This window comes from Pantoea sp. RG18 (assembly GCF_025910075.1).
In the GTDB taxonomy this organism is placed as follows: domain Bacteria; phylum Pseudomonadota; class Gammaproteobacteria; order Enterobacterales; family Enterobacteriaceae; genus Pantoea; species Pantoea agglomerans.
On the sequence record NZ_JAPCIL010000007.1, the window covers coordinates 392,077 to 403,043 of the forward strand.

Consider the following 10,967-nt stretch of genomic DNA (forward strand, 5'->3'; position numbering starts at 1 on the left):
GCCGAGCGCCGGAACCGGCTTAAGGTGCCGGGTGCGTGTTGATCCAGTGGTCAGCGATCTGCTGACGGGTACAGATCCAGACATCCTCATGCTGCTGGATGTGATCGAGAAAATTCTGCAGCGCGCGGAATTTGCCAGGACGACCCAGCAGGCGGCAATGCATACCGATCGACATCATCTTCGGTGCGGTTTCGCCCTCTTCATACAGCACATCGAAGCTGTCGCGCAGATAGGTAAAGAACTGTTCCGCGGTATTAAATCCCTGCGGCGAGGCAAAGCGCATGTCATTGCACTCCAGGGTATAGGGGATAATCAGGTGCGGTTTAACCGTTCCATCCTGACAGGTGACCTGGGTCCAGAAAGGCAGATCGTCGCCGTAGTAGTCACTGTCATAGCTAAAACCGCCCTGCTCCACCACCAGCCGACGGGTATTCGGGCTGTCGCGGCCGGTGTACCAGCCGGTCGGCGCTTTACCAAACAGATCAACCAGCACATCGACCGCCTGCTGCATATGCTGGCGTTCGGTTTTTGCATCCATGCCCTGATAGTGGATCCAGCGCCAGCCGTGACTGACCACATCGTAGTCAGCCTGTTTAATCGCTTCGACGACTTCCGGATGACGCGCCAGCGCCATCGCCACGCCGAAAACCGTTAACGGCAGACCGCGTTTCTGGAATTCGTTGTGGATACGCCAGAAACCGGCGCGTGAGCCGTACTCATACAGCGACTCCATCGACATGTGGCGATCGGGATAGCTGGCTGCCCCGATGATGTCGGAGAGGAACTGCTCTGAGCCGGTGTCGCCGTGCAGCACGCTGTTTTCTGCGCCCTCTTCGTAGTTCAGAACAAACTGCACCGCCACACGGGCGTTGTTGGGCCAGGCGGCGTGCGGCGGATGAGCGCCATAACCGATTAAATCGCGCGGATAGTTTTTGTTAAAGCTGTACTCTTTCTTCTCTGCAGCGTCAGTCATCACTCCACCTGTTTTGATTCGGGAAAGTTCCGTTAGTTTAGATGCTGAAACGCACCTGAGAGAGGTTTCTGCAAAGGCCAGGCCAGATCACCATGTTTGCTGGTGCCAAAACCAAGCGCCACCAGCGACTCCACCATCTTCACCGCCGCGCTGACGCCATCGATCACCGGCAGGCCGAGCTCCCGGGTCAGCTCCCCGGCCAGCGTCGCCATTCCGCCACAGCCCAGCACAATCGCCCCGCTGCCATCTTCCCGTTTAGCCTGAATGCAGCGCTGCCGCACTTTTTCCTGCGCCAGGCCGCTGCCATCTTCCAGCGCCAGTACCGGCAGATCGATGGCATGCAGTGCGGCACAGTGATGGGTAAAGCCATACTGCTGCAGCAGATGACGCGCAATCACCAGGGTGCGCGGCAGCGTGGTGACAATGGAGAAACGCGTCGCCAGCAGCGTGGCGGTATGCATCGCCGCTTCCGCGATGCCGATCACCGGTCCGCTGGCCAGTTCGCGTGCCGCCAGCAAACCCGGATCGCCAAAGCAGGCAATGACGTGGCCGCTGACGCCCTGCGCTCTGCCCAGTTTAATCTGCTCCAGCACGCCGATGGCGGCGATCGCCTCATCGAAATGCCCTTCAATGGAGGGCACACCCTGCGACGGCGAAACAGCCAGAATTTCGGTGCCCGGTGCGGCGACCGCACGCGCGGCCTGACCGATAGTTTCGGTCATCGCCAGGCTGGTATTAGGGTTAATAACCTGAATCAGGCTCATGAGGCAGCTCCAGAGCCTGCGGCAAACAGTCGGGAAAAGTCGGGCAGCGTTTCCCCGCTGCGCTCAAAGTGCAGGCTGGAGACGATGTGCTCGAAGTGATGCTGTAGCGCCTGCGTCAGCGGCTGCAGCGCACGCGCGCGCAGTAACTGAAGCAGATTCGCATGATCGTCACAGCGGCAGCCACGCTGCCAGGGTGCGCCATAGGCGGCGATCACCAGCGATGATCGCTGCGTCAGACTGGTCACCATGCCGGTGAGCACCTGATTCCCGGAGATCGCCTGCAACTGAATATGAAAGGCCGCTGACAGCCGGATGGCTGCCGGGCCATCATGATCGGCGTGCGCCTGATTCTCCTGCGCGATGAGCTGCTCCAGCGCCACCAGATGCGGGGGCTGCAGATGGGCCAGTACCGCTGGCAGATTAGCGCACTCCATTAAGCTGCGGGTTGAGAAGATATCCCGCGCCTCTTCAACGCCGGGTGTGGAGACCTGCGCACCACGTTTGGGCGTCAGAGTGACCATTTGCACCGCCGCGAGGCGTTGCAGCACTTTGCGGATGCCGGTGCGGCTCACGCCAAAGACCCCGGAAAGGGCCTCTTCCGGCAGTTTACTGCCCGGCGGCAGCTGATGCTCAACAATGGCGTTCATCAACGCCTGGTAAATCCCTTCATCTTTATCCTGCAGCCTGGTGGCGTCTCGCTGTCCTGTTTTACTCGTCATTACCCACTCCGGTCGCTTGCTGTACGCCACATATCGTATACGTGAAAAATAAATATTGTATACAAGAAAAGAGATCTGGCCTGGATCCTGCAATACCGCTTTACCAGATTATTCATTCCACTCTCGGGTAGAGGAGCAGGTTTCATGCCAAATCAATCAACGGTGGCCAGCACGGCCTCTGAAGCCAACGCCCGTTACAGCCCACGACTCTGTAACGACGACCTGGCACCGACTCGCGATCAGAACTGGTCGTGGTACAACATTTTTTCTTTCTGGATGTCGGATGTGCACAGCATGGGCGGCTATGTGGTGGCCGCCAGCTTCTTCACGCTGGGATTAGCCAGCTGGCAGGTGCTGCTCTGCCTGCTGGCGGGGATCTGCATCGTGCAGATCTGTGCGAATCTGGTGGCGAAACCGAGCCAGATGGCGGGCGTCCCCTATGCGGTGATCTGCCGTCAGGCGTTTGGGGTGTTTGGTGCCAATATCCCGGCAGTGATACGCGGTCTGATCGCGTTCGCCTGGTATGGCATCCAGACCTATCTGGCGGCGAATGCGCTGATGCTGGTGCTGCTGAAGTTCGCGCCGTCGCTGACGTCGATGACCGTGCCGCACTGGCTTGGTCTGTCGCTGCTGGGCTGGTGCTGCTTCGGCATTATGTGGTTACTGCAGGCGATGGTGTTCTGGCATGGCATGAACGCCATCAAACGGTTTATTGATGTCGCCGGACCGGCGGTCTATGTGGTGATGGTGGCGCTGGCGGGCTGGATTGTATACAAGACCGGTTTCGATGGGATTTCGTTTACTCTCGCCAGCAAATCGCTTACCGCAGGCGAGCAGACGTGGCAGATGATTACGGCGACGGCGCTGGTGGTCTCTTACTTCTCCGGGCCGCTGCTGAACTTCGGTGACTTCTCACGCTACGGCAAAAGCATGTCAGAGATCCGTCGCGGCAACCGCTGGGGACTGCCGTTTAACTTTCTGCTGTTCTCGGTGGTGACCGTAGTGATTGTGTCGGGCACCCAATCGCTGTTTGGCAAAATGATTACCGATCCCATCGAAACCGTGAGCATGGTCGGCAACGATCTGGCGGTCGCGATTGGATTGCTGACCATGATTACCGCTACCATCGGCATCAATATCGTGGCGAACTTCGTCTCGCCCGCTTTTGACTTCTCCAACTGTTCACCGCAGAAAATCAGTTTCCGTACCGGCGGGATGATCGCCGCGGTGGGGTCGGTGCTGTTAACGCCGTGGAATCTGTTCCAGTCTCCAGAGCTGATTCACTATACGCTGGATGTGCTGGGATCGTTTATCGGGCCGCTGTTCGGGATTCTGCTGACCGATTTCTATCTGATTAAACGTGGACGTATCTCGGTCGACGATCTGTTTAACGATACGCCAGCAGGCCGTTACTGGTATCGCGGTGGCTTTAACCCTAAAGCGATTGGCGCGCTGCTGCCATCGGTGGCGATTTGCCTGGTGATTAGCTTTATCCCTTCCCTGCATCAGGTGGCGAACTTCAGCTGGTTTATTGGTGCCGGTCTGGCGGCAGGCTGCTATCGCTTTATCGCCCGTGAAGATCGTGAGGCGGAGGATGGTGCCCGCTGGCAAGGCGAGGTGATGGCACCGAAGAACCAGGCCGCTGCTGAATAGCAGACAGCAAAAAGCCGATTCATTTCTGAATCGGCTTTTTTAAAGAGATTGGCGGAACGGACGGGGCTCGAACCCGCGACCCCCTGCGTGACAGGCAGGTATTCTAACCAACTGAACTACCGCTCCGCGCTTTGTTCCCCGTCGGGAACGAGGCGCATAGTAATGGCAGCCTGTTGCGACGTCAACGCTTTTTCCAGGCGAACAAATCGTTTGCTGTTTTTTTCAGCTTGCCGTTGATTTTATCCACAAAAATGCGTAATTCAGCCGCGCCACAGGCAACTACCACCCTTTTTCATCACCAGATCCAGACGTGACTCATGGGCAACCACTTCCTCATCGCTGGCCGTGACCACGCGCAGTGCAGAGGTGGGACGCACGATGCGCTGGATGCTCTCTCCCTGCGCCTGTCGGGCGCTTTCACTTTCCGATAAAAAGGAGAGTGACGTCTGTCCGCCGGTCATCGTCAGGAAGACTTCAGCCAGAATCTCGGCATCGAGCAGTGCGCCGTGCAGGGTTCGTTTGCTGTTGTCTATTTCGTAACGCGAGCAAAGCGCATCAAGGCTGTTGCGCTTGCCGGGAAACATACGGCGCGCCAGCGCCAGACTGTCGGTGATTTTGCAGAAGATTTCGGTTTTCTCAATGCCGCGGTTCAGCTTTGCAAACTCGTAGTCCATAAAGCCGATATCAAACGGGGCGTTATGGATTACTAATTCAGCACCGCGAATGTAGTCGAGAAACTCATCGGCGATCTCGCTGAAGGCAGGCTTGTCGGCCAGGAACTCATCGGCAATGCCGTGTACGCCAAAGGCTTCGGGATCGACCAGCCGATCGGGCTTGAGATACATATGGAAATTGTTACCGGTCAGGCGACGGTTAATCACCTCTACCGCACCAATCTCAATGATGCGATGCCCCTCATAATGTACCCCGATCATGTTCATGCCGGTGGTTTCAGTATCGAGAACGATCTGGCGGTTATTTGCAGTGCTCATAAGACCCGTTTTATGTCAGACTTAGCGTTTTTGAGAGGAAGTCTACCAGAGATGCGCAAACAGGTAGAAATATTCACCGATGGATCCTGTCTTGGAAATCCCGGTCCCGGCGGTTATGGGGCGATTTTACGCTACGGTCAGCATGAGAAAACCTTCAGCGCGGGCTATCACCTTACCACCAATAACCGGATGGAGCTGATGGCGGCGATTGTCTCACTGGAAGCGCTGACCCAGCCGTGCGATGTGGTGCTCAGTACCGACAGTCAGTATGTGCGTCAGGGAATTACCAGCTGGATCCATAACTGGAAAAAGCGTGGCTGGAAAACCGCCGACAAAAAGCCGGTGAAGAATGTCGATCTCTGGCAGCGTCTCGACTTAGCACTCAGCACCCATAAGATTCAGTGGGAGTGGGTTAAAGGCCATGCCGGACATCCGGAAAATGAGCGCTGCGACGTGCTGGCCCGCAGCGCAGCTGAAAATCCCGCTTTTGAGGATATCGGTTATAAAACCGAATCCTGATCCTCTGCCTGCCGGAACTGGCGTGTGGCATTGACCGTCTGGCGGATCTTGCTGGTGCTCATACTCTTCTTAGCCCGGGTCGGCAGCAGCGGGAAGGTGCGTTTACGTGCCACCACAATATTCAGACAGCCCAGCGCCGGTAAGTGGGCGCTGATCAGTTTTCCGCCCTGCCGATGCCACGGCAGCACCTGAAAGCGGGTGCGATAGACCACCTCATAATTCAACAGTCCCAGCCAGTCGACTAACCGCACCTGGCTGAACATCCGTCCGCTCCAGGGGGCTTTGCGGTTCAGGCCCGGCACCATCTTACTCACGCCGAGCAGGCTGAATGGATTGAAGCCGCTGATAATCATCCAGCCATCATCAATTAACACCCTATCTACTTCACGTAACACCCGGTGAGGATCCTGGCTCCAGGCGAGCGTATGGGCCAGCAAACAGGCATCGATCGACTTCGACTCAAACGGCAGTTGCATCGGGTCAGCCAGCACCTGTAACAGCTCACCTTCCCTGCCAACATTGACCTGATGTGAAATAGCACAGTTTTCGGTGTTGATTTCTGCGCTGAGGTTGCCAAGCTTAAGCATATGAAAGCCATAAAGCTTTCCAAGGTAAGGCTGAAGCTGCTGCGTTAGCGCGTCGCGGAAATAATCTCCCCACGGCATATCGCGCCATGACAGCGGTGCGTTCAGAATCTGGCGTGATTTAGCGGGCTTCATGCTTTACGCTCTTCCTTTTCCTACGACCTGCGAGAGGTGATGATGAATCTTACCAGTATTCCTGCGTTGCAGGACAACTACATCTGGACGCTGACTGATGATGACGGTAAATGCCTGATTGTCGATCCCGGCGAAGTCCAACCGGTGTTAGAAAAAATGGCCTCCAACGGCTGGCAGCCGGTCGCTATTCTGCTGACTCACCACCATAACGACCATACGGGCGGAGTGAAAACACTGTGCGAGCATTTCCCTCAGCTTGAGGTCTATGGTCCCCAGGAAACTGCGGCTAAAGGGGCCAGAACCATAGTCAGCGAAGGCGATAAGGTCACGGTACTGGGCCTGACGTTTGAGGTGATCCACACCCCTGGTCACACTTTAGGACATATCTCATATTACAGCTCACCTTATCTTTTCTGTGGTGACACACTCTTTTCGGGCGGCTGCGGACGCCTTTTTGAGGGCACGGCAGAGCAGATGTATGATTCCTTTCAAAAGCTTAACCAGCTTCCAGGTGAAACATTAGTCTGCTGCGCACATGAATATACTTTATCCAATCTGAAGTTTGCTGCGGCTATTCTGCCCCATGACCCACAAATAACGGCCGAATATCAGAAAATTAAGGACTTACGCGCTGAAAATGGCATTAGTTTGCCCACAAAACTGGCGCACGAACGGACAATAAATTTATTTCTTCGCACGCAAGACGTTGATTTACAAAGGGCATTAAACGTTAACGTTACTGATGAACCTGTATGGCGTTCATTTGCCGTTCTACGCGAGAAGAAAGACGCTTTTTGATTTTTCGGGTTGTGTTGTGAAAAGTCGTCACGTATAGTTGCTCGTCTTTTAAGCGAACTATTGACACACACATGAAGGCTAAAGCGATCTTACTCGCCTCAGTCTTGCTGGTAGGATGTCAGGCGTCCAGGAACGATGCCAATATCCCGGTACAGCATGCACAGAGTCTGTCTTCAGCTGGTCAAGGTGAAAATGGAAAGTACGGAGACGAGTTTTTGTCGCCGCGATGGCAGGAAGATGGAACTGGCCTCGCAGCAGACGCAGATCTCTGGAGTTTCATTAGTGACGAGTTGAAGATGGGGATTCCGGAAAACCCGGCAATCCGCGAACAAAAAAGTAAATTTTTAAAAAATAAGAGCTATCTCCACGATGTAACATTACGGGCAGAGCCGTACATGTACTGGATAGTCGAGCAGATACAGAAACGTAAAATGCCGATGGAACTGGTACTGCTACCCATAGTGGAGAGCGCTTTTGACCCCCGGGCAACCTCATCCGCCAATGCCGCTGGTATCTGGCAGATTGTTGCTGCAACAGGTCGAAACTATGGTTTGAAACAGAACCAGTATTACGATGGGCGACGTGATGTGGTCGCATCCACGAAAGTTGCGCTGGATATGATGCAGCGTCTTAACACCATGTTTGACGGCGACTGGTTATTAACCATCGCAGCGTACAACAGTGGTGAAGGACGTGTACTCAAAGCGATAAAGCAGAACAAGGCGCGCGGTAAGCCGACTGACTTCTGGCATTTATCGCTGCCACGCGAAACGACCGTGTATGTGCCTAAAATGTTAGCTCTGAGTGAACTGCTCAAAAATAACAAGCGTTACGGTATCAAACTGCCGACACCTAATGAAAGTCGTGCTCTGGCGCGAGTGGAAGTGGGTCAGCAGATACAGCTGACGCAGGCTGCCGAAATGGCGGGTATGTCGCTCACGAAACTGAAGAGCTTCAATACCGGTTATAAAGGCGGTGCAACAGCGCCAAACGGCCCACACTATATTATGGTGCCGAAGTCGAACGTCGCGAAACTGCGTAACTCACTGGCTTCCGGTGACATCGCAGCGGTACAGCCTACTCAGCTTGCGAAAGCCAGTGCGAGTGGCGGGTACAAAGTGCGACGGGGTGATACGCTCTCTGGTATCGCCTCAAAACTTGGCGTTAGCGTCTCGACACTGAAGCAGGATAACAACCTGCGCGGTGCTGATATCCGACCGGGTCAGACTCTGACCATTGGTTCGAATGGCACCCGACTGGCTGATAACGGCAACAGCATCACCTATCGTGTTCGTAAGGGTGATTCTCTTGACAGTATTGCCCGTCATCACGGCGTTAACATCAAAGACGTGATGCGCTGGAACAGTGTGCTGGACAGTGCGAAAGATATTCAACCCGGCGATAACTTAACGCTGTTTGTGAATAATAACGCAACACCTGATACCTGATACGTTGAAAAGGCTGACATTTGTCAGCCTTTTTCTTTTATTCATCCGCCACCGTTTACTCATCTGCCGGACTTCCCTCCCCTTTGCAGGCTCGCTTAATGCACCGGACTAGCTTCCTGAACTGAACTCCACCAGTAAGGGGTTATGGTCGGACGCGCGCGTCACCAGTACGGATGCCTCACTCACCCTGAGATCGCGATAGAAGACGAAATCCAGCGGGCGACCAAAGGCTTTACGGCGGTGATCGGCAGTGAACATGACCTCTTCCAGCTTCATTCGCTGTGCAAAACGGTAGAGGGCATTGATGCGCTGACGGCTCCAGGCATTGAAATCCCCGGCCATAATCACCGGCCCCTGGTGATGCATGATCTGCTCCCCGATTGGCCCCAGCTGTTTACTGTAGACGTCTACGCCCAGGCTGAAATTTACCGCATGGATGTTCACGACCATCAGCATTTCACCCGTGGGCAGCGGATACGCCGTGACCAGTGCCGATTTTGACAGCCTCAGCAGAGGCTCACGCTCACGTAACGGGCAGCAATAGACCGGGTGCGCAGAGGCGAGCGTCATCACCCCAGAGGGATGCTGAGGCAGCACAAAGGCAGGTACCTGATCGGCAGCGAGATAATTACTGGTGGCAAACTCCACCAGTTCTGGTGTGGTCTGCGCTTCCTGCAGTAATACCAGGTGCGCATCCTTACCAAATCCTTCCAGTACCGACATCCAGTCTGCGCGTTGCTGCTTGAAGATGTTCCATACCAGAACTTTGAGGTTTGGGTGCGCGGGCAAGGGTGCGCCGGGTGGCAGTGCCTGACCGAGATGGAGCATCGCGCCAGGTGGAAAGATCTGTTCCACTGGTTGTCCTGCTACATATCGCATTGCATAAGTTTTTTTGCGCACTTTCCCGCCTGGCTGATGATTCAAAATACAGTTAACACCTGTCTGTTATAGGGATTTTAGACCGGGGTTTCAATGGATGCAGGTGAATGTCAGAATTCATCACCTTTTCCAGAATAAAGCAGCCCTTTTAAGTTCGCTAAGCAAAACGAGGCAGATCAGGCGGTGACATCCCCGATGTCATCGTTAACGGCTCCTGTACTGGTTATAACAGCATTATCAGTCATAAACTGGCTTAATGGCCATGTGACTGCAGGGAGGAAGAATGAAGGCATCTTCTGATGAACTAAAAGTGTTTGTCAGCGTAGTAGAAAGTGGAAGTTTCAGTCGCGCTGCTGAACAGCTGAAGATGGCTAACTCTGCCGTCAGCAGGACAGTTAAAAAGCTGGAGAGCAAGCTGGGTATTGCCCTGCTGACCCGCACAACACGGCAGCTGGCGCTTACGCAGGAGGGCGAACGCTATTTTCGCCATGTTCAACGTTTTTTGCAGGAGATGACCACGGCAGAAAGCGATTTGATCGAGAGTTTACAGGCGCCTAAAGGACTACTGCGCGTTGATGCCGCGACGCCGGTGATTCTGCATTTGCTGATGCCGATGATTAAACCTTTTCGTCTGCGCTATCCTGACGTGACTCTTTCTTTGATCTCCTCAGAGAGTTTTATCAATCTGATTGAGCGGAAAGTGGATATCGCCATTCGCGCCGGCAATCTGACCGACTCAACGCTGCGCGCCCGGCTGCTGTTCAGGAGCTTTCGCAAGATGGTTGCTTCCCCCGCCTATCTCCGAGAGCATGGCACACCGCAAACGGTGGCTGAGCTGGATAACCACCACTGTCTTGGCTTTGATGATTCCCCACGACTCAATCGCTGGCCCGTCTCCCGTGAAAGCGGCGAACTCTATGATATTAGCTGGGCTATCTCCTCTAACAGCGGAGAGACGATTAAGCAGCTCTGTCTTACCGGTAATGGTATTGCCTGCCTGTCGGACTATATGATCGATCGTGAAGTTGCTGAGGGAAAACTGGTGGAAGTGTTGGCCGATCAGCGTCTGCCGGTCGAGATGCCCTTCCATGCTGTTTACTACAGTGATATTGGCGTAAGCCAGCGTGTGCGCGCTTTTATCGATTTTCTGAGTGAGTGGACAGCTGACCAGCCGTGGCGTACCTGAAGTCTACAGGGGCAGGCCTGATCGGGGTCTGCCCGCACACAATTTGGAAGGGGTGGGATCGATTGCGCGATTATCGCTTCAGATTCAAAGAATTAGCGATCGTTAAAATGATCCGGGAGATCGAAGAGAATCAGCGCGGTGTATTTTTCCGTGTTGAATTTGCTGCAATGGAAAAAGCCCTGACCGTTAAGTCAGGGCTTTCCAATTAAGTGGCGGAACGGACGGGGCTCGAACCCGCGACCCCCTGCGTGACAGGCAGGTATTCTAACCAACTGAACTACCGCTCCACCGATTCTTTCACAGCTGTCAGCAACGGG

Annotated in this window: 12 protein-coding genes and 2 tRNA genes; 6 read left to right on the forward strand and 8 right to left on the reverse strand. The window is 54.6% G+C overall.

Features of this window, described 5'->3' with window-relative positions:
• Nucleotides 1-19: 19 nt before the first annotated feature.
• From puuE to OK409_RS10525, 3 genes are read right to left on the reverse strand one after another with little or no spacing between them, the layout of a single operon-like run.
• A complete protein-coding gene (gene puuE / locus OK409_RS10515) occupies nt 20-973 on the reverse strand; it encodes an allantoinase PuuE (protein WP_010255138.1) in 954 nt (317 codons plus the stop codon).
• Between the two features lie 32 nt (nt 974-1,005).
• Nucleotides 1,006-1,737 carry an allantoin racemase gene (hpxA, locus tag OK409_RS10520; protein WP_010671141.1) on the reverse strand — a complete coding sequence of 244 codons (732 nt, stop codon included), beginning with the start codon at nt 1,735-1,737 and terminating at the stop codon, nt 1,006-1,008.
• Nucleotides 1,734-2,456 (reverse strand): GntR family transcriptional regulator, encoded by a 723-nt coding sequence (locus OK409_RS10525; protein WP_010255133.1) that lies wholly within the window; start codon nt 2,454-2,456, stop codon nt 1,734-1,736. Before OK409_RS10525 ends, hpxA begins: the two co-directional genes overlap by 4 nt.
• A gap of 144 nt (nt 2,457-2,600) precedes the next feature.
• On the opposite strand from OK409_RS10525, the gene OK409_RS10530 reads away from it, so the two are divergent.
• Entirely contained in the window at nt 2,601-4,109 is a 1,509-nt protein-coding gene (locus tag OK409_RS10530; RefSeq protein ID WP_010255130.1) for an NCS1 family nucleobase:cation symporter-1, read from the forward strand.
• Nucleotides 4,110-4,158: 49 nt separating this feature from the next.
• Here OK409_RS10530 and OK409_RS10535 read toward each other — a convergent pair.
• A tRNA-Asp gene (locus OK409_RS10535) sits at nt 4,159-4,235 on the reverse strand.
• Between the two features lie 134 nt (nt 4,236-4,369).
• Nucleotides 4,370-5,101 carry a DNA polymerase III subunit epsilon gene (dnaQ, locus tag OK409_RS10540; protein ID WP_264367038.1) on the reverse strand — a complete coding sequence of 244 codons (732 nt, stop codon included), beginning with the start codon at nt 5,099-5,101 and terminating at the stop codon, nt 4,370-4,372.
• A gap of 51 nt (nt 5,102-5,152) precedes the next feature.
• Between dnaQ and rnhA the strand changes: the two genes are divergently transcribed.
• Complete coding sequence (gene rnhA / locus OK409_RS10545; protein ID WP_010255125.1) at nt 5,153-5,620, forward strand: ribonuclease HI; 468 nt, start codon at nt 5,153-5,155, stop codon at nt 5,618-5,620.
• On the opposite strand, the gene OK409_RS10550 is transcribed toward rnhA, so the two are convergent.
• Nucleotides 5,602-6,339: a class I SAM-dependent methyltransferase gene (locus OK409_RS10550; protein ID WP_010671138.1), complete on the reverse strand. Its 738-nt coding sequence runs from the start codon at nt 6,337-6,339 to the stop codon at nt 5,602-5,604. The genes rnhA and OK409_RS10550 overlap by 19 nt on opposite strands.
• A 42-nt stretch (nt 6,340-6,381) precedes the next feature.
• Between OK409_RS10550 and gloB the strand changes: the two genes are divergently transcribed.
• Both gloB and mltD read left to right on the forward strand, forming a co-directional pair.
• Complete coding sequence (gene gloB, locus OK409_RS10555) at nt 6,382-7,137, forward strand: hydroxyacylglutathione hydrolase (protein WP_264367041.1); 756 nt, start codon at nt 6,382-6,384, stop codon at nt 7,135-7,137.
• A 71-nt stretch (nt 7,138-7,208) separates the two neighbouring features.
• Nucleotides 7,209-8,585, forward strand: coding sequence for a murein transglycosylase D (mltD, locus tag OK409_RS10560; RefSeq protein WP_022625195.1), 1,377 nt, complete (start codon nt 7,209-7,211; stop codon nt 8,583-8,585).
• Nucleotides 8,586-8,693: 108 nt separating this feature from the next.
• Here mltD and OK409_RS10565 read toward each other — a convergent pair whose 3' ends face one another.
• Nucleotides 8,694-9,485 carry an endonuclease/exonuclease/phosphatase family protein gene (locus OK409_RS10565; protein WP_010255114.1) on the reverse strand — a complete coding sequence of 264 codons (792 nt, stop codon included), beginning with the start codon at nt 9,483-9,485 and terminating at the stop codon, nt 8,694-8,696.
• Nucleotides 9,486-9,747: 262 nt separating this feature from the next.
• Between OK409_RS10565 and yafC the strand changes: the two genes are divergently transcribed.
• Together yafC and OK409_RS10575 are read left to right on the forward strand one after the other, a co-directional pair.
• Entirely contained in the window at nt 9,748-10,650 is a 903-nt protein-coding gene (yafC, locus tag OK409_RS10570; protein WP_022625197.1) for a DNA-binding transcriptional regulator YafC, read from the forward strand.
• Between the two features lie 62 nt (nt 10,651-10,712).
• Nucleotides 10,713-10,859, forward strand: coding sequence for a hypothetical protein (locus tag OK409_RS10575; protein ID WP_155724509.1), 147 nt, complete (start codon nt 10,713-10,715; stop codon nt 10,857-10,859).
• 1 nt (nt 10,860) lies between these two features.
• Here OK409_RS10575 and OK409_RS10580 read toward each other — a convergent pair.
• A tRNA-Asp gene (locus OK409_RS10580) sits at nt 10,861-10,937 on the reverse strand.
• Nucleotides 10,938-10,967: the final 30 nt, after the last annotated feature.